The following is a 21,610-nucleotide window of genomic DNA, read 5'->3' on the forward strand; positions in this document are numbered from 1 at the left end:
CCGATCGAGGAGCTGGAGCTCACGGTCCGCTCCTACAACTGCCTCAAGCGCGAGGGCATCCACTCCGTGGGTGAGCTCGTCGCCCGCTCCGAGGCGGACCTGCTCGACATCCGCAACTTCGGTGCGAAGTCGATCGACGAGGTCAAGGCGAAGCTGGCCGGCATGGGTCTGGCCCTGAAGGACAGCCCGCCCGGATTCGACCCGACCGCCGCCGCCGACGCCTTCGGCGCCGACGACGACGCGGACGCCGGGTTCGTCGAGACCGAGCAGTACTGAGTTTCTGCTTCCGGGGTCCGCGCCAGTGGGCCCCGGATCTCCGACGGGCAACCGCCCGCTCGGATACTGACCCCGGTACCTGACACGGCCGGGGCAGACACACAGGAGAAAGAAATGCCGAAGCCCACCAAGGGTGCCCGTCTGGGCGGCAGCGCCGCGCACGAGAAGCTCCTCCTCGCGAACCTCGCGAAGGCGCTCTTCGAGCACGGCCGTATCACCACCACCGAGGCGAAGGCCCGCCGCCTGCGCCCGTACGCCGAGCGTCTGGTCACCAAGGCGAAGAAGGGCGACCTTCACAACCGCCGCCAGGTGCTGCAGGTCATCACGGACAAGAGCGTGGTCCACACGCTCTTCACCGAGATCGGCCCGCGCTACGAGAACCGTCCGGGTGGCTACACCCGCATCACCAAGATCGGTAACCGCCGTGGCGACAACGCGCCCATGGCCGTCATCGAGCTGGTCGAGGCGCTGACGGTCGCGCAGCAGGCCACCGGCGAGGCCGAGGCCGCCACCAAGCGTGCGGTCAAGGAAGACGCCCTCAAGCAGGACGAGGCCGTCGAGGCCACGTCCGACGAGGTCGTCGAGGACGCCGTCGAGGAGTCCAAGGACGCCTGAGCGTTCTGCCTTGCAGTGAACGGGTCCGCCCTCCGGGGCGGGCCCGTTCCACGTTTTGAACGGGACACAGCGCTGAGAGGATCTACGGGTGAGTGACGAAGTGCAGCCCGGTTACGTCCGCGTCCGTCTCGATCTCTCCTACGACGGGAGCGAGTTCTCCGGGTGGGCCAAGCAGGCCGGGGGGCGCCGGACCGTGCAGGGGGAGATCGAGGACGCCCTGCGGACCGTGACCCGGTCGCGCGAGACCTATGAGCTGACGGTCGCCGGGCGCACCGACGCGGGGGTGCACGCGCGGGGGCAGGTCGCGCATGTGGACCTGCCGGAGGCGGTGTGGCGGGAGCATCACGAGAAGCTGCTGAAGCGGCTTGCCGGGCGGCTGCCCAGGGATGTGCGGGTGTGGGCCCTGCGGGAGGCGCCCGGCGGTTTCAACGCCCGGTTCTCGGCGGTCTGGCGGCGGTACGCCTACCGCGTCACCGACAACCCCGGCGGGGTCGATCCGCTGCTGCGCCACCACGTCCTGTGGCACGACTGGCCGCTCGACGTCGACGCCATGAACGAGGCTGCCGAACGGCTGCTGGGGGAGCACGACTTCGCCGCCTACTGCAAGAAGCGGGAGGGCGCGACCACCATCCGCACGCTGCAGCGGCTGAGCCTGGTGCGCGGGGACGACGGGATCGTCACCGCGACCGTGCGGGCCGACGCCTTCTGCCACAACATGGTGCGCTCGCTGATCGGCGCGCTGCTGTTCGTGGGGGACGGGCACCGCGCGCCGGACTGGCCGGGCAAGGTGCTCGCCGCCGGCGTACGGGATTCGGCCGTTCATGTCGTACGGCCGCACGGGCTGACGCTGGAGGAGGTCGGCTACCCGGCCGACGAGCTGCTCGCCGCGCGCAACAAGGAGGCGCGCAACAAGCGCTCGCTGCCGGGTGCCGGCTGCTGCTGATCCGCCGGGGACTCTGGCGAGGCCCCCTAGCCGGCCGCCGCGGCCGAGGCCTGGGCCTCGCCACGCCTGCGGATCTGGCGGAAGGCGAACTCGGCCAGGTCGTCGCCGGCCGTGAACGCCTGGGTGTCCGCCTTGGTGACGTCCTTGCCGCTGGTGAAGCCGGTCGTGGTGAAGTAGGCGTAGCGGCCGTAGGAGTTGGTGGTCGTGCGGCAGGTCGCGGCGTTGCAGAAGGGCTTCACGCCCTTGCCGGCGAGCGCCTGCACGAGGCTCTTGTCGTCGGCCTGGCCCTTGGCCTTGGTGGCCTGCGCCTCGCTGTCGAAGACGGCCACGCCGACGGTCACCGCGACGCCGCCCTTGGTGTAGGTCGCGCGCAGCAGGCGGGTGCACCCGTCGGCCGTGAGCACCTTCGGAAGGCTTCCCTCGGCGGCCGAGGCGCAGTTCTTGGTGTCGGCCGTCGCGCCCTTCTTGTACACGGTCGAGCCCATGGTCAGCTGCGTGCCCGGGAAGAAGGTCTCCACGCCGAGCGGCGCGGTGTCCTTGGTCTTGCTGGAGATGAACTCCTTGGGGTCCAGCGGGGGCGGGGCGCTGGTCGGCGCGAAGGACGGGGCCGTCGCGCTGCTGCTCGGGATGGTGCCGCCGGCCGGTGCGTTGCTCGGTTGGCCGGACGCCTTGTTGCTGCCGTTCGCCGACACCACGGCCATGGCGACGGCGGTGCCTATCGCGACGGTGGCGAGCACGCCACCGCCGATGAACAGCAGCCGGCGCCTCCGGTTGCGCGTCTCCGACGCCTCCGCGAGCGCTGCCCAGTCCGGAGTGTGGCTGTCCCCGCCGCTGTTCCACGGCTGCTGGGAGTTTGGTTTCCAGGGGTCCCACTGGGACGGGGGTCCCCCCTGCTGCCCATAGCTCATGGGGCGCATCTTAGACGGGGGGTGGGAGGTGCCGGTGTGCCTCCGGCGGGCTGCCCGGGGACCTTTCCGGCACTGCCGTACATTGTGGCCGGACCGGCGTGCCGACCGGTTCGGCCGGGCTCGTTTTGACCCTTCCGGGTGCACACCGGTATCCTGCTTCTTCGTTGTGTATTGGCTTGCTCATTCTCACGGGACGGGCCCTTACACCGGTCCACCGGGCCGATGACCAGCGACCCCACTACGCGGTATGCGTCGCCGCCGTGCGGTCCAGGCTGTCGTGATCGTTTCGGTGACCTGTTCAGGACCATTCACTCGAAGCGAAGGCTACGAACCGTGCGTACGTACAGCCCCAAGCCCGGCGATGTGACGCGCCAGTGGCATGTCATCGACGCTCAGGACGTTGTCCTGGGTCGTCTCGCCACCACCGCCGCGTCCCTCCTGCGGGGCAAGCACAAGCCGATCTACGCCCCTCACGTCGACACCGGTGACTTCGTCATCATCGTCAACGCCGACAAGGTGCACCTGTCCGGCAACAAGCGGACCCAGAAGATGGCGTACCGCCACTCCGGCTACCCGGGTGGTCTGCGCTCCGTCCGCTACGACGAGCTGCTCGAGAAGAACCCCGAGAAGGCCATCGAGAAGGCCGTCAAGGGCATGCTCCCCAAGAACTCCCTGGGCCGTCAGATGCTCACCAAGCTGAAGGTCTACTCGGGCGACCAGCACCCGCACGCTGCCCAGCAGCCGGTGCCGTTCGAGATCACCCAGGTCGCGCAGTAAGTCCGGCCACCCCCTAAGACTGAAGAGAAGCTGAGGAGCATCGTGGCCGAGACCACCGTCGAGACGCCCGTCGAGGGCGAAGAGATCGTCGACATCGAGAGCTACACCACCGAGTCCGACGTGCCCGTCGAGGGCGAGTACACGTCGGAGTCCATGGCGTCCCGCTTCGGCGACCCGCAGCCGGCCGCCGGCCTGGGCCGTCGCAAGAACGCCATCGCCCGCGTCCGGATCGTCCCGGGCAGCGGCAAGTGGAAGATCAACGGTCGCACCCTTGAGGACTACTTCCCCAACAAGGTGCACCAGCAGGAAGTCAACGAGCCCTTCAAGGTCCTCGAGCTCGAGGGCCGCTACGACGTCATCGCCCGCATCGCGGGTGGCGGCGTCTCGGGTCAGGCCGGTGCGCTCCGTCTCGGTGTCGCCCGCGCGCTGAACGAGGCCGACGTCGACAACAACCGCGGCCCGCTCAAGAAGGCCGGCTTCCTCAAGCGCGACGACCGTGCGGTCGAGCGCAAGAAGGCCGGTCTCAAGAAGGCCCGCAAGGCCCCGCAGTACAGCAAGCGCTGATCGCGTCCGCTGTTCCGCAACAATCGCCCCGGCCGCACGGATTGTGCCGCCGGGGCGGTTCGTTTACACAACCCCTACCGTCCCCGGACAGTCTCAGGGGATGTACTTGGGAGTGAGCCGCACTCTCTTCAGCAATTCGGAGGACACCACAGTGGGACGACTCTTCGGCACGGACGGCGTGCGCGGCGTCGCCAATGCGGACCTGACGGCGGAGATGGCGCTCGGCCTCTCCGTGGCGGCGGCGCACGTACTCGCCGAGGCGGGCACCTTCGAGGGCCACCGGCCGACGGCGGTCGTCGGACGGGATCCGCGCGCGTCCGGGGAGTTCCTGGAGGCCGCCATGGTCGCCGGCCTGGCCAGCGCGGGCGTGGACGTCCTGCGGGTGGGCGTGCTGCCGACGCCCGCGGTGGCGTACCTCACCGGCGCGCTCGGCGCGGACCTCGGCGTGATGCTCTCCGCGAGCCACAACGCCATGCCCGACAACGGCATCAAGTTCTTCGCCCGGGGCGGCCACAAGCTCGCCGACGAGCTCGAGGACCGCATCGAGTCCGTGTACGAGTCGCACCGGCACGGTGAGCCCTGGCAGCGGCCCACGGGTTCGGGCGTGGGGCGGGTGCGCTCCTACGACGAGGGGTTCGACCAGTACGTCGCCCACCTCATCGCCGTGCTGCCGAACCGTCTTGACGGGCTGAAGATCGTCCTCGACGAGGCGCACGGCGCGGCCGCGCGGGTCTCGCCGGAGGCGTTCTCGCGGGCCGGCGCCGAGGTGATCACGATCGGTGCCGAGCCGGACGGGCTCAACATCAACGACGGCTGCGGCTCGACCCATCTGGACAAGCTGAAGGCCGCCGTCGTCGAGCACGGCGCGCACCTCGGCGTCGCGCACGACGGCGACGCGGACCGGTGCCTGGCCGTGGACCACACCGGTGCGGAGATCGACGGCGACCAGATCCTGGCCGTCCTGGCGCTGGCCATGCGGGAGCGTTCCGCGCTGCGCTCGGACACGGTGGTCGCCACGGTGATGTCCAACCTGGGCTTCAAGCTGGCGCTGGAGCGCGAGGGGCTGCACCTGATCCAGACGGCGGTCGGCGACCGGTACGTCCTGGAGGAGATGAAGGAGCACGGGTTCGCGCTAGGCGGCGAGCAGTCCGGGCACGTGATCATCCTCGACCACGCGACCACCGGGGACGGCACGCTGACCGGGCTGCTGCTGGCGGCTCGGGTCGCCGAGACCGGCCGGACGCTGCGGGATCTCGCGGGGGTCATGGAGCGGCTGCCGCAGGTGCTGATCAATGTGCCGGACGTGGACAAGTCGCGGGTGCGGACCTCCGCGGAGCTGGCCGCGGCGGTCACCGAGGCGGAGCGTGAACTCGGCTCCACGGGACGGGTGCTGCTGCGGCCGTCGGGCACCGAGCCGCTGGTGCGCGTCATGGTGGAGGCGGCGGACATCGACCAGGCGCGGTCCGTCGCCGGGCGGCTTGCCGATGCGGTGAAGTCCGCGCTGGGCTAGGGCCCCGGCCACGGCACCGGCCGGGTTCGGGGCGGGGGGATCCGCGCGTGGCGGGGCCGTGGGTCCGCCGCGTCTTCTCGCGCGGTTCCCCGCGCCCCTACACGTGTTGCCGTGCCCGCTTCCAGAAGTACTTCTGGGCGAGCAGGGTGAGCGTGCCCGCGAGGACGATGCCCAGCAGGTTCAGCAGGAGCTGTTCCGTTGAGCGGGCCGCCTGGTTGGCGTCGCTGTAGATCAGGGCCACAGCGGCGTTCGCGGCGGCCGGGACCGTCGTCACGGAGATGGCGACGCCCACCAGGGCACCCGACTTGGCGGACGTCAGGGAGAGGGTGCCCGCCGCTCCGGCGAGGAGCGCCACGACGAACGAGAACCAGTCCGGGGCGTAGACGAATCCCGTGTTGGGACGCCCCGCCTCCAACTGGGCCTTGGTGAACAGGCCGACGGCGTCCATGAAGAGGCTGAAGCCCACGGTGACCGCCATCGCCGCGGCGAAGCCCACCAGCAGTGCGATCAGCGAGCGCAGCGCCAGACGCGGGGCGCGCTGCACGATCGCGGTGCAGATGCCGGCGAGCGGCCCGAACTCCGGTCCGACCGCCATCGCGCCCACGATCAGGATCGCGTTGTCCAGTACGACACCGCAGGACGCGATCATCGTGGCCAGCGTGATGAAGGCGACGTAGGTGACCGAGAGCGTCGACTCCTCGTGGGTCGCCTCCGCCAGCCCCTCCCACAGCACCGCGTCCACCCCCTCGCCGGGCGCGTTCTCCTCGGCCTGGTCGGCCCGCCGGGACAGGGTCAGGTCGATGTCCTCGACGGTGATCGAACCCGTCTCGTCCAGCCCCAACCCCCGCAGCGTGCTGATGAGTTCGTCACCGGCCTCGCGTGCGACGTCGCACAGCACAAGGTCGCCCGCGGGATCCCGGGCGACGCCGGGCAGGACGACCAGGTGCGCGGTGCCGACCGTCCGCTCCAGCAGACGGACCACGTCGTCGGTCGTGCCGGACGGCGTGATCAGGCGCAGATGCAGCATGGGGGCAGGCTAGTGCTGTGACCGGGACGGTTCACCGGGAAGCTCGCGGCCACAGCACCAGCGGTCACAGTTTGCGCAGGCTGAGCCGCTGGACCTTGTGGTCCGGGCCCTTGCGCAGGACCAGGGTGGCGCGGCCGCGGGTGGGCGCGATGTTCTCCACCAGATTGGGCTTGTTGATGGTGCGCCACATCGTGCGGGCGTAGTCGAGCGCCTCGTCCTCGGAGACCTGCGTGTACTTGCGGAAGTACGAGGACGGGTTCTGGAAGGCCGTCTCGCGCAGCTTGCGGAAGCGGTTGAGGTACCAGCGCTCGATGTCCTCGGCGCGGGCGTCGACGTAGACGCTGAAGTCGAAGTAGTCGGCGAGGCCGACGCGGGTGCGGCCGTCCTTGCCGGGGAGCGCGGGCTGCAGCACGTTCAGGCCCTCGACGATGAGGATGTCGGGGCGGCGGACGGAGAGCTTGCGGTCCGGGACGATGTCGTAGATCAGGTGCGAGTAGACGGGGGCGGTCACCTCGTCCTTGCCGGCCTTGATGTCGGCGACGAAGCGGGTGAGGGCGCGGCGGTCGTAGGACTCGGGGAAGCCCTTGCGTGACATCAGGCCGCGGGCCCGGAGCTCCTTGGTGGGCAGCAGGAAGCCGTCCGTGGTCACCAGCTCCACGCGCGGGTGCTCGGGCCAGCGGGAGAGCAGGGCGCGCAGGAGACGGGCGACGGTGGACTTGCCCACGGCCACCGAACCGGCGACCCCTATGACGAAGGGGGTGCCGGACTGGGAGCCCTGCTCGCCGAGAAAGGTGTTCAGGGCGCCCCGGAGGCCGTCCGTGGCGCCGATGTAGAGGTTCAGCAGCCGGGACAGCGGGAGGTAGATGTCCCGTACCTCGTCGAGGTCGATCACGTCGCCGAGGCCACGCAGCTTCTCGACCTCCTCCGCGGTGAGCGGCAGCGGCGTCTTCTCGCGCAGCGCGCTCCACTCGGCTCGGGTGAGGTCGACGTAGGGAGTCGCCTCCGGCCTGGACCGGTGGGCGCTCCGGGGCATCGGGGAGACCGGAGAGATCACATTCCATTGTTAACGGAGTTTGAACGCCTCGGCGGGTGGGCTGTGTCACGTTGGCCGGACGCTGTCGTACGACGGTGGGAATTTCCGATTTCGGGCACGCAGCGCCTCTTTTCCTCACGCTGCGGACCGTAGGCTGCGGCGCATGTGCGGAATCGTGGGATATGTGGGGCCGCAGGCTGCGCTCGAGGTCGTCATGGCCGGGCTGAAGCGGCTGGAGTACCGGGGGTACGACTCGGCGGGCGTCTCGGTGCTCGCGGACGGCGGTCTGGCGGCCGCGAAGCGGGCCGGGAAGCTCGTCAACCTGGAGAAGGAGCTGCAGGAGCGGCCTTTGCCGGCCGGGGGCACGGGGATCGGGCACACCCGGTGGGCCACGCACGGCGCGCCCACGGACGTGAACGCGCATCCCCATCTCGACAACGCGGGGCGCGTCGCCGTCGTGCACAACGGGATCATCGAGAACTTCGCGGCGCTGCGGGCCGAACTGGCCGGGCGCGGGCACCGTCTGGCCTCCGAGACCGACACCGAGGTCGTGGCGCATCTGCTCGCCGAGGAGTTCTCCGCGACCGCCGATCTCGCGGAGGCGATGCGGCTGGTGTGCCGCCGGCTGGAGGGGGCGTTCACGCTGGTCGCCGTGCACGCGGACGACCCGGACGTGGTGGTGGGGGCGCGGCGGAACTCGCCGCTGGTGGTGGGGATCGGAGAGGGCGAGGCCTTTCTCGCCTCGGACGTCGCCGCGTTCATCGCGCACACGCGCTCGGCCCTCGAACTGGGGCAGGACCAGGTCGTCGAGCTGCGGCGGGACGGGGCGACGGTGACCGGGTTCGACGGCCGGCCCGCCACCGCCCGGCCGTACCACGTCGACTGGGACGCCTCGGCCGCGGAGAAGGGCGGCTACGACTACTTCATGCTCAAGGAGATCGCCGAGCAGCCCAAGGCGGTCGCCGACACCCTGCTGGGGCGCATCGACGAGGAGGGCTCGCTGCGGCTGGACGAGGTGCGGATCCCCGCCGGGGTGCTGCGGGAGGTCGACAAGGTCGTCGTGGTCGCGTGCGGTACGGCCTTCCACGCCGGGATGATCGCCAAGTACGCCATCGAGCACTGGACGCGGATCCCGTGCGAGGTGGAGCTGGCGAGCGAGTTCCGGTACCGGGACCCGATCCTGGGGCCGCGGTCGCTGGTGATCGCGATCTCGCAGTCCGGCGAGACCATGGACACGCTGATGGCGGTGCGGCACGCCCGCGAGCAGGGCTCCCACGTGCTGGCGATCTGCAACACCAACGGTTCGACGATCCCGCGCGAGTCGGACGCGGTCCTCTACACGCACGCCGGGCCGGAGGTCGCGGTCGCCTCGACCAAGGCGTTCCTCACCCAGCTGGTCGCCTGCTATCTCGTCGCCCTCTACCTCGGGCAGGTGCGGGGCACCCAGTGGGGTGACGAGATCGGCGCGGTCATCCGCGACCTGTCGCGGATCTCGGGCGCGGTCGAGCGGGTGCTGGAGACCATGGAGCCGGTCCGGGCGCTGGCGCGGTCCCTCGCCGCCAAGAACACCGTGCTGTTCCTCGGGCGGCACGTCGGCCACCCGGTCGCCCTGGAGGGCGCGCTCAAGCTCAAGGAGCTGGCGTACATGCACGCCGAGGGCTTCGCGGCGGGGGAGTTGAAGCACGGGCCGATCGCGCTGATCGAGGCCGACATGCCGGTCGTGGTCGTGGTGCCCTCGCCCCGGGGGCGGTCCGTGCTCCACGACAAGATCGTCTCCAACATCCAGGAGATCCGGGCCCGCGGAGCGCGCACCATCGTCATCGCGGAGGAGGGCGACGAGGCGGTCGTGCCCTACGCCGACCATCTGATCCGGACCCCCCTCACCCCGACCCTGCTCCAGCCGCTCGTGGCCACGGTGCCCCTCCAGGTCTTCGCCTGCGAACTGGCGACGGCACGGGGGAACGAGGTGGACCAGCCGCGGAATCTGGCCAAGTCGGTCACGGTGGAGTGAGGTTGCCGGTGGCGATCACCTCGTAAGGTGCTCGCCATGAGCATCATCGGCGTCGGGATCGACGTGGCGGAGATCGATCGGTTCGAGGCGTCGTTGAAGCGGACGCCCGGCATGGCGCAACGGCTCTTCGTGGACCGTGAGTTGCTGCTGGCCGGCGGTGAGCGCCGGGGTGTGGCCTCACTCGCCGCCCGCTTCGCCGCGAAGGAGGCCCTGGCCAAGGCCCTCGGGGCGCCGGCCGGGCTGCTGTGGACGGATGCCGAGGTGTACGTCGAGGACAGCGGGCGGCCGCGGCTGCGGGTGAAGGGCACGGTGGCGGCCCGGGCGGCGGAGCTCGGGGTGAAGACCTGGCACGTGTCGCTCAGCCATGACGCCGGGGTCGCCTCGGCCGTGGTCGTCGCCGAGGGGTGAGTCCCCGGCCCGGGCGGGCCGGGGAAGTCCCCGGACGCGGACCACCCCCACGGCCACGTCCTCCAGCAGCCTCCTGCCGAAGGCGGCGAGCGCGTCACGGAAGCAGTCGGTCAGCGACACACCGACCGCCAGACGACGAGGACGCCGCCCGCGCGGTCGGGCGCGAGGACGGGGAACCTCTCGGGACGCGGTTCGACGCGCTCGTGGTGAAGGGCGTCGACCCGGTGGTCGATCTGCTGACGGCCGAGACACTGACCACCGGCCGGCCGGCGGACGCCGTGCGGGCCGGCCGCGGCACGGGGCGCTGATCGCCATGGTGGGAGACGGCGAGGGACGGGCGGGGGTGCGGCCGGGGCGGGGATCGGGGGAGACTCGACCGTATGCGTACTGCCTACGGCGTGGAGACGGTAAGGACGGCCGAACGGGCGCTGATGGCGCGGCTTCCCGAGGGGGCGCTGATGCAGCGCGCCGCCGCCGGGCTCGCCGCCGCCTGCGCGGAGTTGCTCGGGCGGGTGTACGGCAGCCGGGTCGTGCTGCTCGTCGGCAGCGGCGACAACGGCGGCGACGCCCTGTACGCCGGAGCCCGGCTCGCCCGGCGCGGAGCGGGGGTCGCCGCCGTGCTGCTCGCGCCCGAACGGGCCCATGCCGCGGGGCTTGCGGCGCTGCTGCGGGCCGGCGGGCGGGTGGCCGGCGCGGGACCGGGCCCGGACGGGGACGCGGGCCGGTCCGCCGGTGCCGCCGCCGCGGCGGGTGTCGGCGCGGTGGAGGAGGCGATCCTGCGGGCCGATCTCGTCGTCGACGGCATCGTGGGGATCGGCGGCAAGGGCGGACTGCGGCCCGGGGCCGCGCAGTTGGCGGCCTGCGCCGCCGAGTCCCGTGCCGCCGTGGTCGCGGTGGACCTGCCGAGCGGGGTGGACGCCGACACCGGGGAGGTGAGCGGCGAGGCCGTACGGGCCGACCTCACCGTCACGTTCGGGACGCACAAGCCGGGGCTGCTGATCGACCCCGCGCGCGAGTACGCCGGTTCCGTGCGGCTCGTCGACATCGGGCTCGGGGCCGAACTGCCCGAGCGGCCCGAACTGGAGGCGCTGCAGCACGCGGACGTGGCCCGGCTGCTGCCGGTGCCCGCCGCGGAGAGCGACAAGTACCGGCGCGGGGTGGTGGGCATCGCCGCCGGGTCCGCCCGGTACCCCGGCGCCGCCGTGCTCGCCGTGTCCGGGGCGCTGCGGGGCGGCGCGGGCGCCGTGCGCTACGTCGGGCCCGCCGGGGACGCGGTGATCTCCCGGTTTCCCGAGACCCTCGTGTCGGACCAGGGGCCGAAGCACGCCGGGCGGGTGCAGGCGTGGGTCGTGGGGCCCGGGGCCGGGGACGACGCGTCCGCCGTGGGGGAGGTGCTCTCGTCCGACGTGCCGGTGCTCATCGACGCGGACGGCCTGCGGCTCGCCGACGCCGACGCCGTACGGGCCCGTACGGCACCCACCCTGATGACCCCTCACGCCGGGGAGGCCGCCGCCCTGCTGGGCGTCTCCCGGGAGACCGTCGAGGAGGCGCGCCTGACCTGGGTGCGCGAACTCGCCTCGCGGTACGGGGCGACCGTGCTGCTCAAGGGCTCGACCACCCTCGTCGCCGACGCGCGGGGCGGCGCCGTCCGGGTGAACGCCACGGGCACGCCCTGGCTGGCCACGGCCGGCAGCGGCGACGTGCTGTCGGGCCTGGCCGGATCGCTCCTGGCGTCCGGGCTGCCGGCGCGGGACGCGGGCAGCGCGGCGGCCTATCTGCACGGCCTGGCGGGGCGTTACGCGGCCGACGGCGCACCGGCGGGCGCCCATGACGTGGCGGCGGCCATCCCCGCGGCCTGGCGGGACGTACGGGATGTACGGGATGTACGGGATGTAAGGGGCTGACGAGGCGCCGGGCACCGGGTTCGCGCGGTGCGTCGCCGCAGCTCACGGCAGTTTCACGGGACCGGCACCGCAAGGCTGTCCGACCCCTCTGCGACACTGGGGCTGCCATGACTGAGACAGCCGCTGCCCCGACCGCGCCGCTGCGCGCCCGCGCCGAGATCGACCTGGGCGCGCTGCGCTCCAACGTGCGCGCGCTGCGCGCCCTGGCGCCGGGCGCCGCCCTCATGGCCGTGGTCAAGTCCGACGGGTACGGCCACGGGGCCGTGCCGTGCGCGCGGGCGGCCGTCGCGGCGGGGGCCACGTGGCTGGGCACCGCCACGCCCGAGGAGGCCCTCGCGCTGCGGGCCGCCGGGCTGCCCGGACGCATCATGTGCTGGCTGTGGACGCCCGGCGGGCCCTGGCAGGAGGCCGTCGAGGCCGACCTCGACGTCTCGGTGAGCGCCCTGTGGGCCCTGGCGGAGGTCACGGACGCCGCCCGCCGCGCCGGCCTGCCCGCGCGCGTGCAGCTCAAGGCCGACACCGGCCTGGGGCGGGGCGGCTGCCAGCCGGGCGGGGACTGGGCCGAGCTGGTCGCGGCGGCCCTGCGGGCCGAGGCCGAGGGACTGATCCGGGTGACCGGGCTCTGGTCGCACTTCGCCTGCGCCGACGAACCCGGTCACCCCTCCATCGCCCGCCAGCTCACCACCTTCCGCGGGATGCTGGCGCACGCCGAGGGGCAGGGCGTGCGCCCCGAGGTGCGGCACATCGCCAACTCACCCGCCACGCTCACCCTTCCCGAGGCCCATTTCGACCTCGTCCGGACCGGGATCGCGCTCTACGGCATCTCCCCGAGCCCCGAGGTCGGCACCTCGGCGGACTTCGGGCTGCGGCCGGTGATGACGCTGTCGGCGTCCCTCGCGCTCGTGAAGCACGTCCCGGGGGGTCACGGCGTCAGTTACGGGCATCATTACGTCACCCCCGGCGACACCACCCTCGGACTCGTGCCGGTCGGATACGCCGACGGCGTCCCGCGGCACGCCTCCGGCTCGGGCCCGGTGCTGATCGGGGGGAAGTGGCGGACCGTCGCGGGGCGGGTCGCGATGGACCAGTTCGTCGTCGACCTCGGCGGGGACGAGCCCGCGGTCGGCACCGAGGCGGTCCTCTTCGGGCCCGGCGACCGCGGCGAACCGACCGCCGAGGACTGGGCCCAGGCGGCGGGCACCATCGCCTACGAAATCGTGACGCGGATCGGAAAGCGCGTTCCCCGCGTCCATGTGAACGAGGAACAAAGCGGGTAGGCCGCACAGTGACCCCGCGGTCCGGGAGAAGCGCGGCAGCCGCGCGGCCCGCACCACCCGCCACCAGCGGGATCGCACGAACACCACCTGCACCATCCGACCCAAACGGCAACAGCAGTCAGGCGAGAAGGAGCGGTACGTGAGCGAGAGCAGTGCCGAGGCCGTCACGGCCCTCGCCACCGCGACGGGGGCGGCCGGCAACTGGCGCAGAGCCACCGGCATCGCCGGCGCCGCGATAGGCGTGGTCGCGGCGGGCGCCGCGGCGGGTGTCGCCATCGAGCGGCTCACCGTCGGCCGCGGCATGCGCAGGAAGGCCCGGCTGGCCCTCGACTCGACGGGACCGTACGGGTCGCTGCGCGGCACCCCGGGCAAGGCCACGGCCGACGACGGCACCGAGCTGTACTACGAGGTCGACGACGTCGACCCCACCGCCGTGCCCGCGCTCGGCCCGCGCCGCCGGCGGCTGTTCGGCCGGAAGGCTCCCGCGCCCGTCACCGTCGTCTTCAGCCACGGCTACTGCCTCAACCAGGACTCCTGGCACTTCCAGCGCGCGGCGCTGCGGGGCGTCGTACGGACCGTGCACTGGGACCAGCGCAGCCACGGCCGCTCCGAGCGGGGCGTGCAGCAGGCGCGGGACGGCGTGCCGGTCAGCATCGACCAGCTGGGGCGCGATCTGAAGGCCGTGATCGACGCCGCCGTGCCGGAGGGGCCGATCGTGCTCGTCGGGCACTCCATGGGCGGCATGACGGTGATGGCACTGGCCGACCAGTACCCCGAGCTCGTCCGCGACCGGGTCGTCGCCGTGGCGCTCGTGGGGACGTCGTCCGGGCGGCTCGGCGAGGTCAACTTCGGGCTGCCCGTGGCCGGCGTCAACGCCGTGCGCCGTGTCCTGCCCGGAGTGCTGAAGGCGCTCGGGACGCAGGCCGCGCTGGTGGAGAAGGGGCGGCGGGCGACCGCCGACCTGTTCGCCGGGGTCATCAAGCGGTACTCGTTCGCCTCGCGGGACGTCGATCCGGCGGTCGCGCGGTTCGCCGAGCGGATGATCGAGGGCACGCCGATCGACGTGGTCGCCGAGTTCTACCCGGCCTTCACCGACCACGACAAGACCGAGGCGCTGGGGCACTTCGCGGACCTGCCGCTGCTGGTGCTGGCCGGGATCGGCGACCTGGTCACCCCCAGCGAGCACAGCGAGGCCATCGCCGACCTGCTGCCGGACGCGGAACTGGTGCTGGTGCCGGACGCCGGGCATCTGGTCATGCTGGAACACCCGGAAGTGGTCACCGACCGGCTGGCCGACCTGCTCACCCGTGCGGGTGCAGTGCCCGCAGGGGCTACCGTGGGTGGCTATGGAAGCACCAGCAGCACCGCACAGCCCGGCTGAGACCGAGCTGACCGTCACCTCCCCCGAGCAGATGCGGGACCTGGGCCGCCGCCTCGCGAAACTGCTGCGCGCCGGCGATCTCGTGATGCTCAACGGCGAGCTCGGTGCGGGCAAGACGACGCTCACGCGCGGGCTGGGCGAGGGGCTCGGCGTCCGCGGCGCGGTGACCTCGCCGACGTTCGTGATCGCCCGGGTGCATCCGTCCCTGGGCGACGGACCGCCGCTCGTGCACGCCGACGCGTACCGCCTGTCCGGCGGGCTCGACGAGATGGAGGACCTCGATCTCGACGTCTCGCTGACCGACTCGGTGATCGTCGTGGAGTGGGGCGAGGGCAAGGTCGAGGGGCTGACCGAGGACCGGCTGAACGTCGTGATCCACCGGGCCGTGGGGGACACGACGGACGAGGTCCGGCACGTGACGGTGAGCGGGCTCGGCGCGCGCTGGTCCGCGACGGACCTGAGCGTCCTGTCCGCCTGAGCCGCCCGGTCCGCCGGACGGCCGCGCGCAGCCGCTCATTTCCGTGCACGTTCCGACAAGACGTCGGCAAGCTGTTGCATTCATTGTCTTGTGCGTGGTCACATGGTACCCAGCTCGTAGTTAGGTCTACCTAACTACGCCCGCCCCCGGTCCTCAGGAGGCGTCCGTGCCGGCCACCGAGAGCAGCGAGCAGCAGCACAAGCCCCACGCCGTCGCCGCCGGCGTCACCATGCGCGACCTGCTGGCCTCGTGCGCCGCGGCGACCGCGGTCTCCACGCCACCGCGCCTGCCGGACCCCGAACCGGCCGCACCACCGGCCAGGCGCCCGGAAGCCGCCTAGACGCTGTGGCGGACATCCCGCCCGCCGCGTCCCCGACCTCCCAGGGCGATACACCTAGGGGATCACGGCGACCTGCGCGCCGATCGTGGCGAACTCCCACAGCGCGGTACCGTCCTCGCGGGACTCGCGGATGCCGCCCGTGCGGACGCCGGGGTCGGCCTGACCCGAGGACTTGCCGACCGCCGCGCTGAAGCCGACGGCCACGCCGTCGACGTCGGCGAAGCGCACGACGTGCTCGATCGGGATGCCGTCGGTGCCGACGACCGAGTTCGAGCGGGACGTGACCCGGTAGACGCCGGGCGCCGGGTCGACGCTGCCGGGGGTGACCGGGTAGCTGCGCGTGACCTCGTTGCGCCCGCCCACCAGCCAGACGCGGTGGGCACCCGTGGAGTACACGACGCGTTCTCCGACGCCGGAACCGGGCGGCGGGACGTCGGGGCTCACCTTGCCGCGGGGCGCCGTGGAGGCGATGCCCGCCGGTGAGCTGTTCGCCCGCGGTCCGGCGAGGGCGGCCGGCAGGGTCGCCTGCGCCTGGTGGCCCAGGAGGCCGACCGCCGCGAGGGCGGCCGCGGTGAGCCCGAACACGAAACCGGAGCTGCTGCTTGGCACCGTCGCCCACCTGACCCATCACGTCGTACGCCGTACTTGCGGCGACCGTAGCAGCCCTCGCCCGCCCGACCGGGGCGGCGATACCGGAGGCGCGGGAGCCGTAGGCTGTTTGCGTGCTCTTGCTCGCTCTGGATACCGCAACCCCTGCCGTGACCGTCGCCCTGCACGACGGCACGGACGTCATCGCCTCCGCCGGCCAGGTGGACGCCCGCCGGCACGGCGAGCTGCTGCTGCCGGCCGTCGACCGGGTGCTCGCCGAGGCAGGCCGCAGGCTCGACGCCGTCACCGCCATCGTCGTGGGCATCGGTCCCGGCCCCTACACCGGGCTGCGCGTCGGACTGATGACCGCGGACACCTTCGGGCTCGCGCTCGGCGTCCCCGTGCACGGCGTGTGCACGCTGGACGGCCTGGCCTACGCGGCCGACATCGCCGAAGGCCCGTTCGTCGTGGCGACCGACGCCCGGCGCAAGGAGGTCTACTGGGCGCGCTACGCCGACTCCCGTACGCGCCTGACCGACCCGGCCGTCGACCGGCCCGCGGACATCGCCGACCAGGTCGCCGGCGTGCCCGCCGTCGGCGCGGGCGCCCTGCTGTACCCCGGCACCTTCCCCTCGGTGCACGAACCGGAGCACGTCTCGGCCGCCTCGCTGGCGAGCCTGGCCGTCGAGCGGCTGGAGCGCGGCGAGGAACTGCCCGCGCCGCGGCCGCTGTACCTGCGCCGGCCGGACGCCCAGGTCCCCAGGAACTACAAGGTGGTCACCCCCAAGTGACCGAACCCGTGACCGCTCGGCTGCGCGAGATGCGCTGGTGGGACATCGACCGCGTGCTCGGGCTGGAGAAGGAGCTCTTCCCCGAGGACGCCTGGTCCCGTGGCATGTTCTGGTCCGAACTCGCCCATGCGCGCGGGCCCGGGGCGACCCGCCGCTACCTCGTCGCCGAGAACGCCGACGGCCGGATGGTCGGGTACGCGGGCGTCGCCTGCTCCGGCGACCTCGCCGACATCCAGACCATCGCCGTCGCCCGCGACCAGTGGGGCACGGGGCTCGGCGGGCTGCTGCTGACCGAGCTGCTGAAGGCCGCCACCGCCTTCGAGTGCGCCGAAGTGATGCTGGAGTGCCGGATCGACAACATCCGGGCCCAGAAGCTGTACGAGCGCTTCGGCTTCGAGGCCATCGGGTTCCGGCGCGGCTACTACCAGCCCGGGAACGTGGACGCCCTGGTCATGCGACTGACCGACCCCGCAACCTCCGTACAAGGAACCGAGATCAATGGCTGACCAACGCGACGAGCCGCTCGTCCTCGGCATCGAGACCTCCTGCGACGAGACCGGCGTCGGCATCGTCCGCGGCACCACGCTGCTGGCCGACGCCGTCGCGTCCAGCGTCGACGAGCACGCCCGCTTCGGCGGTGTCGTCCCGGAGGTCGCCTCCCGCGCCCACCTGGAGGCGATGGTGCCGACGATCGAGCGCGCGCTGAAGGACGCGGGGGTCAGCGCCCGCGACCTGGACGGGATCGCGGTCACCGCGGGTCCCGGGCTCGCCGGCGCCCTGCTGGTCGGCGTCTCGGCGGCGAAGGCGTACGCCTACGCGCTCGGCAAGCCGCTCTACGGCGTCAACCACCTGGCGTCACACATCTGTGTGGACCAGCTGGAGCACGGCGCGCTGCCCGAGCCCACGATGGCGCTGCTGGTGTCCGGCGGGCACAGCTCCCTGCTGCTGTCGGCCGACATCACCTCGGACGTGCGGCCCCTGGGGTCGACCATCGACGACGCGGCCGGCGAGGCGTTCGACAAGATCGCACGCGTACTGGACCTCGGCTTCCCCGGCGGCCCGGTCATCGACCGGTACGCGCGCGAGGGCGACCCGGCGTCGATCGCGTTCCCGCGCGGTCTGACCGGCCCGCGCGATGCGGCGTACGACTTCTCCTTCTCCGGTCTGAAGACGGCCGTGGCCCGCTGGATCGAGGCCAGGCGGGCGGCGGGGGAGGAGGTGCCGGTGCGTGACGTGGCGGCGTCCTTCCAGGAGGCGGTCGTCGACGTGCTGACCCGCAAGGCCGTACGGGCCTGCAAGGACGAGGGCGTGGACCACCTGATGATCGGGGGCGGCGTGGCCGCCAACTCCCGGCTGCGGGCGCTCGCGCAGGAGCGCTGCGAGGCCGCCGGGATCCGGCTGCGGGTGCCGCGCCCGAAGCTGTGCACCGACAACGGCGCGATGGTGGCGGCGCTCGGCGCGGAGATGGTCGCCCGCAACCGCGCGGCGTCGAGCTGGGACCTGTCGGCGGACTCCTCGCTGCCGGTGACCGACCCGCACGTGCCCGGCCACCCCCACGACCACGTGCACGAGGCCGGCGAAGAGAACCTCTACTCGTGACGGTCGCGTTGATGTGGGAGGCGCGGGCGGCCGAGGGCCGGGGCGAGGAGCTGCTGGCCTGGGCGCGCGGCCAGGAGCTGCCGGCCGCGCCGCTGCGCCGGGAGACCTTCCGCGCCCCGCGGGACCGCGTCCTCGTCATCACCTGGTGGGACGCGGCCTACGACGCCGAACTGCCCGAACTGCCCGAGCCGGACGGCGACCTGGTCACCCGGACGGTGCATCGGTGGCGGTTCGAGTCGACGGGGGCGGAGTGACGGGGGAGTAGGACAGCCGGTTCGGATCGGCCGGGTCGTGGCCCAGCCACAGACGCCGGCCGGTCCGCCGCTCCCAGCGGGCGGCCACCGCCGCCTTGGCGATCCAGTCCAGGGACATGGCCAGGGCGACCAGCAGCACCGACGGCAGCCCCAGCAGGCCGATGGCCACGCTCGGCAGCAGGAACAGGGAGAACCGCAGCGCCTTGCGCAGGGTGTGGTCGGGCCGGTCCGCTCCGCCGCGCGGCAACGGGTCGGCGGCCTCGAACTCCCGCAGGTCTCCGAGCCACTTGAGCCGGGAGGACCGCAGCCGCACCGAGGCCGCGAGGAACACGAGCGCGGCGGCGGTCACCCACGCCACCGTCCCCGCCCGCACCGACGCGCCGCCCTCGACGGAGACCCCCACCGCGACACCGGCCACGGCGGCGGTCAACAGGGCGACGGCGGCCATCAGTTCGTGGCGCACGTACCGGATCATCGCAACCCCCGTCGCTCCGGCGCGGGGGGTCACCCCACCGCAGACACCTCCGTCTCGCAGCGCAGCCGCCGGTCGGTGCCGAGGACCCTCACCGGTCCCGTGAGGTGCAGGCGTGCCGTGTGCCGTACGTCCGCGCTGGATGCCGCCAACCGTAGTTCCAGGGCGCCGGGTTCGACCACCCGCGCGCCGGAACGGTCCGTGAAGGCGGACAGGTCGGCGTGGAAGCGGAAGGTGACCTCGGCCGCCTCGCCGGGCTCCAGTTCCAGCCGCCGGTAGCCGATCAGCCGGACGTCCGGACGGGTCACCGAGGCCACCGGGTCGTGCAGATACAGCTGCACCACCTCCGCGCCCGCGCGGCCGCCGGTGTTGCGGACGGTGACCGACACGTCGTACGAGCCGTCCGTGCCGATCTCCGCCTCGGCCGGCTCCGACTCCCAGGCGAAGTGCGTGTACGAGCGGCCGTGGCCGAAGGCGTACCGCGGGGTCGGGTCGAGATTGCTGACCTCGCCCGCGAGGCCCAGCGGCGGCTGGAGGTACGTCCACGGCTGGCCTCCCGGGTCACGCGGGACGCTCACCGGCAGGCGGCCGGAGGGGTTGACCCTGCCGGACAGCACGCCCGCGACCGCGGGACCGCCCTCCTCCCCGGGGAAGAACGCCTGGACCGCGGCGGCCAGCCGGCCCTGCCAGCGCCCCAGCGCGTACGGGCGGCCGGTCAGCAGGACCAGGACCACGGGCACCCCGGTGGCGACCAGGGCGTCCAGCAGATCCGCCTGCACGCCGGGCAGCCGCAGGTCCGTCGCGTCGCAGCCCTCGCCCGAGGTGCCCCGCCCGAACAGGCCCGCCCGGTCGCCCAGGACGGCCACGCACACGTCCGCCTCGGCGGTCCGCGCCACCGCCTCCTCGAAGCCCGAGGTGTCCGGGTCCGAGGTGTCGCAGCCCTGAGCGAACGTCACCTTGGCGTCCGGGAGTTCGGTGCGCAGCGCCTCCAGGACGGTCGGGATCTCCACGCCCGTCTCCACGTCGGGATGGTGCGGCAGGACATGGGACGGGAAGGAGTAGCAGCCGAGCATCGCCAGCGCGTCGGCCGCCCGCGGCCCGACCACCGCGACACGGGTGTCGGGCGGGAGCGGCAGCGTGCCGTCCGGGTTGTCCAGGAGCACCACCGACTCCTCGGCCAGCCGGCGCGCCAGCGCCCGGTTCGCGGCCGAGTCGAGGTCGATCGCGGAGGCGGGCCCGGGGTCCCAGTCCTCGTCCAGCAGACCCAGCTCGCACTTCTGCAGCAGGACCCGGCGGGCCGCGCGGTCGACCAGCGACTCGGGCACCGCGCCCGCCCGCACCGCCTCCAGCAGCGGTGTGCCGTAGCACTTGAGGGTCGGCAGTTCGACATCGATGCCGGCCGCCAGCGCCGCGTGCGCGGCCTCGGCGGGGGAGCCCGCCACCCGGTGCAGGGTCTGCAGGAAGCCGATGCCGAAGTAGTCGGCGACCACCGTGCCGGTGAACCCCCACTGCTCCCGCAGGAGTTCGGTCAGCAGGCCCGGGTCCGCGGAGGCCGGGATGCCGTCCGTGTCGTTGTAGGCGGCCATGACCGAACGGGGACCGCCCTCGCGCAGCGCCATCTCGAACGGCGGCAGCGTCACGTCCGCGAGCTCGCGGACGCCCGCCCGGACGGGGGCGAGGTTGCGGGCGCCCGCCGAGGAGGCGTACCCGGCGAAGTGCTTGAGCGTGGCGACGATTCCGGCGGACTCCAGCCCCCGGACGTAGGCCGCGCCGATCGTGCCGACCAGGTACGGGTCCTCCCCGATGGTCTCCTCGACCCGCCCCCAGCGCGGATCGCGTACGACGTCCAGGACCGGGGCGAGGCCCTGGTGGACACCCGCGGAGCGGAGGTCGGCCCCGATGCGGCGGGCCATGTCCTCGACGAGGGCCGGGTCGAAGGAGGCACCCCAGGCGAGCGGCACCGGATACGCGGTGGCACCCCAGGCCGTGAAGCCGGCCAGGCACTCCTCGTGGGCGACGGCCGGGATGCCGAAGCGGCCGGCCGCGACGATACGGCGCTGGGCCTGGGCCAGGGCCTGCGCGCCCAGCGCCGGGTCCACGGGCGCGGTGCCGTAGGAGCGGGTGAGCTGGCCCAGGCCGTGCGTGATCAGCTCGTCCCAGTCGTACGCGGCCGTCATCTCCGACTGCAGGGGGGCGACTCCGTCGCCGTCCGTGGCGGCGCCCACCCAGACGCCGTAGAGCTGGGCGGTCTTCTCCTCCAGGGTCATCCGGGAGAGGAGGTCGTCGACGCGGGAGGCGGCGGGCAGGGCGGGGTCACGCCAGGGCGCGATGGTCATGAAACTCCTGCTCTAGTCGAGTTGGGGCGAGGCCTCTCACGAATGTTTCGATACTAACCTCGAATGTTCCGGGAACCTAGGGCGGGCCGGAGGGTTCGTCAAGAGGTCGTGCAGGGAT

General features: G+C 72.8%; 23 protein-coding genes. 17 read left to right on the forward strand and 6 right to left on the reverse strand.

What is annotated here, in order from left to right; genetic code table 11:
• From ACIRPX_RS24115 to truA, 3 genes are all read left to right on the forward strand, one after another.
• A partial coding sequence (locus ACIRPX_RS24115) for a DNA-directed RNA polymerase subunit alpha C-terminal domain-containing protein (protein WP_404198140.1) occupies positions 1-276 on the forward strand: 276 nt, incomplete at its 5' end.
• A gap of 114 nt (positions 277-390) precedes the next feature.
• On the forward strand, positions 391-891 hold the full coding sequence (rplQ, locus tag ACIRPX_RS24120; RefSeq protein WP_404198143.1) for a 50S ribosomal protein L17: 501 nt from the start codon (positions 391-393) through the stop codon (positions 889-891).
• 88 nt (positions 892-979) lie between these two features.
• Positions 980-1,834 (forward strand): tRNA pseudouridine(38-40) synthase TruA, encoded by an 855-nt coding sequence (gene truA, locus ACIRPX_RS24125; protein ID WP_404198146.1) that lies wholly within the window; start codon positions 980-982, stop codon positions 1,832-1,834.
• A gap of 26 nt (positions 1,835-1,860) precedes the next feature.
• Here the strand turns inward: truA and ACIRPX_RS24130 are convergent, their stop codons facing one another.
• The gene (locus ACIRPX_RS24130; RefSeq protein ID WP_404198148.1) at positions 1,861-2,742 is read right to left on the reverse strand and encodes a hypothetical protein; all 882 of its coding nucleotides are present in this window, start codon (positions 2,740-2,742) and stop codon (positions 1,861-1,863) included.
• Positions 2,743-3,075: 333 nt separating this feature from the next.
• Between ACIRPX_RS24130 and rplM the strand changes: the two genes are divergently transcribed.
• The 3 genes from rplM to glmM all read left to right on the forward strand — a co-directional run bounded on the left by rplM (position 3,076) and on the right by glmM (position 5,593).
• The gene (rplM, locus tag ACIRPX_RS24135) at positions 3,076-3,519 is read left to right on the forward strand and encodes a 50S ribosomal protein L13 (RefSeq protein WP_404198151.1); all 444 of its coding nucleotides are present in this window, start codon (positions 3,076-3,078) and stop codon (positions 3,517-3,519) included.
• A gap of 42 nt (positions 3,520-3,561) precedes the next feature.
• Complete coding sequence (rpsI, locus tag ACIRPX_RS24140; protein ID WP_393864162.1) at positions 3,562-4,083, forward strand: 30S ribosomal protein S9; 522 nt, start codon at positions 3,562-3,564, stop codon at positions 4,081-4,083.
• Positions 4,084-4,234: 151 nt separating this feature from the next.
• A complete protein-coding gene (gene glmM, locus ACIRPX_RS24145) occupies positions 4,235-5,593 on the forward strand; it encodes a phosphoglucosamine mutase (protein WP_404198153.1) in 1,359 nt (452 codons plus the stop codon).
• Positions 5,594-5,690: 97 nt separating this feature from the next.
• Here glmM and ACIRPX_RS24150 read toward each other — a convergent pair whose 3' ends face one another.
• Positions 5,691-6,620: a DUF389 domain-containing protein gene (locus ACIRPX_RS24150; RefSeq protein ID WP_404198156.1), complete on the reverse strand. Its 930-nt coding sequence runs from the start codon at positions 6,618-6,620 to the stop codon at positions 5,691-5,693.
• Between the two features lie 64 nt (positions 6,621-6,684).
• Positions 6,685-7,653: a type I pantothenate kinase gene (gene coaA, locus ACIRPX_RS24155; RefSeq protein WP_404198157.1), complete on the reverse strand. Its 969-nt coding sequence runs from the start codon at positions 7,651-7,653 to the stop codon at positions 6,685-6,687.
• A gap of 163 nt (positions 7,654-7,816) precedes the next feature.
• Between coaA and glmS the strand changes: the two genes are divergently transcribed.
• The 7 genes from glmS to ACIRPX_RS24190 all read left to right on the forward strand — a co-directional run bounded on the left by glmS (position 7,817) and on the right by ACIRPX_RS24190 (position 15,452).
• Positions 7,817-9,664: a glutamine--fructose-6-phosphate transaminase (isomerizing) gene (gene glmS, locus ACIRPX_RS24160; RefSeq protein ID WP_404198159.1), complete on the forward strand. Its 1,848-nt coding sequence runs from the start codon at positions 7,817-7,819 to the stop codon at positions 9,662-9,664.
• A 36-nt stretch (positions 9,665-9,700) separates the two neighbouring features.
• Complete coding sequence (locus tag ACIRPX_RS24165) at positions 9,701-10,072, forward strand: holo-ACP synthase (protein ID WP_404198162.1); 372 nt, start codon at positions 9,701-9,703, stop codon at positions 10,070-10,072.
• A 380-nt stretch (positions 10,073-10,452) separates the two neighbouring features.
• Complete coding sequence (locus tag ACIRPX_RS24170) at positions 10,453-11,976, forward strand: NAD(P)H-hydrate dehydratase (RefSeq protein ID WP_404198164.1); 1,524 nt, start codon at positions 10,453-10,455, stop codon at positions 11,974-11,976.
• A 107-nt stretch (positions 11,977-12,083) separates the two neighbouring features.
• Positions 12,084-13,253: an alanine racemase gene (gene alr, locus ACIRPX_RS24175; RefSeq protein WP_404198167.1), complete on the forward strand. Its 1,170-nt coding sequence runs from the start codon at positions 12,084-12,086 to the stop codon at positions 13,251-13,253.
• Positions 13,254-13,392: 139 nt separating this feature from the next.
• Entirely contained in the window at positions 13,393-14,634 is a 1,242-nt protein-coding gene (locus ACIRPX_RS24180; protein WP_404198170.1) for an alpha/beta fold hydrolase, read from the forward strand.
• On the forward strand, positions 14,600-15,112 hold the full coding sequence (gene tsaE / locus ACIRPX_RS24185) for a tRNA (adenosine(37)-N6)-threonylcarbamoyltransferase complex ATPase subunit type 1 TsaE (protein ID WP_404198172.1): 513 nt from the start codon (positions 14,600-14,602) through the stop codon (positions 15,110-15,112). Before ACIRPX_RS24180 ends, tsaE begins: the two co-directional genes overlap by 35 nt.
• A gap of 166 nt (positions 15,113-15,278) precedes the next feature.
• On the forward strand, positions 15,279-15,452 hold the full coding sequence (locus tag ACIRPX_RS24190; RefSeq protein WP_404198174.1) for a hypothetical protein: 174 nt from the start codon (positions 15,279-15,281) through the stop codon (positions 15,450-15,452).
• Positions 15,453-15,506: 54 nt separating this feature from the next.
• Here ACIRPX_RS24190 and ACIRPX_RS24195 read toward each other — a convergent pair whose 3' ends face one another.
• A complete protein-coding gene (locus tag ACIRPX_RS24195) occupies positions 15,507-16,061 on the reverse strand; it encodes a hypothetical protein (protein ID WP_404198177.1) in 555 nt (184 codons plus the stop codon).
• 113 nt (positions 16,062-16,174) lie between these two features.
• Here ACIRPX_RS24195 and tsaB point away from each other — a divergent pair, with 113 nt between their 5' ends.
• The 4 genes from tsaB to ACIRPX_RS24215 are packed head-to-tail and all read left to right on the forward strand — an operon-like array spanning position 16,175 to position 18,684.
• A complete protein-coding gene (gene tsaB, locus ACIRPX_RS24200; RefSeq protein WP_404198180.1) occupies positions 16,175-16,831 on the forward strand; it encodes a tRNA (adenosine(37)-N6)-threonylcarbamoyltransferase complex dimerization subunit type 1 TsaB in 657 nt (218 codons plus the stop codon).
• On the forward strand, positions 16,828-17,337 hold the full coding sequence (rimI, locus tag ACIRPX_RS24205; protein ID WP_404198183.1) for a ribosomal protein S18-alanine N-acetyltransferase: 510 nt from the start codon (positions 16,828-16,830) through the stop codon (positions 17,335-17,337). Before tsaB ends, rimI begins: the two co-directional genes overlap by 4 nt.
• On the forward strand, positions 17,330-18,430 hold the full coding sequence (gene tsaD / locus ACIRPX_RS24210; RefSeq protein ID WP_404198186.1) for a tRNA (adenosine(37)-N6)-threonylcarbamoyltransferase complex transferase subunit TsaD: 1,101 nt from the start codon (positions 17,330-17,332) through the stop codon (positions 18,428-18,430). Before rimI ends, tsaD begins: the two co-directional genes overlap by 8 nt.
• Positions 18,427-18,684, forward strand: a complete 258-nt coding sequence (locus ACIRPX_RS24215) for a hypothetical protein (RefSeq protein ID WP_404198189.1) — start codon at positions 18,427-18,429, stop codon at positions 18,682-18,684. The genes tsaD and ACIRPX_RS24215 overlap by 4 nt, the downstream gene beginning before the upstream one ends.
• On the opposite strand, the gene ACIRPX_RS24220 is transcribed toward ACIRPX_RS24215, so the two are convergent.
• A complete protein-coding gene (locus ACIRPX_RS24220; protein ID WP_404198192.1) occupies positions 18,635-19,147 on the reverse strand; it encodes a hypothetical protein in 513 nt (170 codons plus the stop codon). The two genes, ACIRPX_RS24215 and ACIRPX_RS24220, sit on opposite strands and share 50 nt — an antisense overlap.
• A 41-nt stretch (positions 19,148-19,188) precedes the next feature.
• A complete protein-coding gene (locus ACIRPX_RS24225) occupies positions 19,189-21,492 on the reverse strand; it encodes a glycoside hydrolase family 3 N-terminal domain-containing protein (RefSeq protein ID WP_404198195.1) in 2,304 nt (767 codons plus the stop codon).
• Between the last annotated feature and the right edge of the window lie 118 nt (positions 21,493-21,610).

Source organism: Streptomyces sp. NPDC101225 (assembly GCF_044767585.1).
Classification (GTDB): domain Bacteria; phylum Actinomycetota; class Actinomycetes; order Streptomycetales; family Streptomycetaceae; genus Streptomyces.

Bases quoted from the DNA above. Each gene is read 5' to 3' on its own strand.
- rplQ (WP_404198143.1), top strand. From the start codon at position 391: ATGCCGAAGCCCACCAAGGGTGCCCGTCTGGGCGGCAGCGCCGCGCAC.
- ACIRPX_RS24165 (WP_404198162.1), top strand. From the start codon at position 9,701: ATGAGCATCATCGGCGTCGGGATCGACGTGGCGGAGATCGATCGGTTC.
- coaA (WP_404198157.1), bottom strand. From the start codon at position 7,653: ATGCCCCGGAGCGCCCACCGGTCCAGGCCGGAGGCGACTCCCTACGTC.
- tsaD (WP_404198186.1), top strand. From the start codon at position 17,330: ATGGCTGACCAACGCGACGAGCCGCTCGTCCTCGGCATCGAGACCTCC.
- tsaE (WP_404198172.1), top strand. From the start codon at position 14,600: ATGGAAGCACCAGCAGCACCGCACAGCCCGGCTGAGACCGAGCTGACC.
- ACIRPX_RS24225 (WP_404198195.1), bottom strand. From the start codon at position 21,492: ATGACCATCGCGCCCTGGCGTGACCCCGCCCTGCCCGCCGCCTCCCGC.
- ACIRPX_RS24170 (WP_404198164.1), top strand. From the start codon at position 10,453: ATGCGTACTGCCTACGGCGTGGAGACGGTAAGGACGGCCGAACGGGCG.
- ACIRPX_RS24150 (WP_404198156.1), bottom strand. From the start codon at position 6,620: ATGCTGCATCTGCGCCTGATCACGCCGTCCGGCACGACCGACGACGTG.
- glmS (WP_404198159.1), top strand. From the start codon at position 7,817: ATGTGCGGAATCGTGGGATATGTGGGGCCGCAGGCTGCGCTCGAGGTC.
- alr (WP_404198167.1), top strand. From the start codon at position 12,084: ATGACTGAGACAGCCGCTGCCCCGACCGCGCCGCTGCGCGCCCGCGCC.
- ACIRPX_RS24130 (WP_404198148.1), bottom strand. From the start codon at position 2,742: ATGAGCTATGGGCAGCAGGGGGGACCCCCGTCCCAGTGGGACCCCTGG.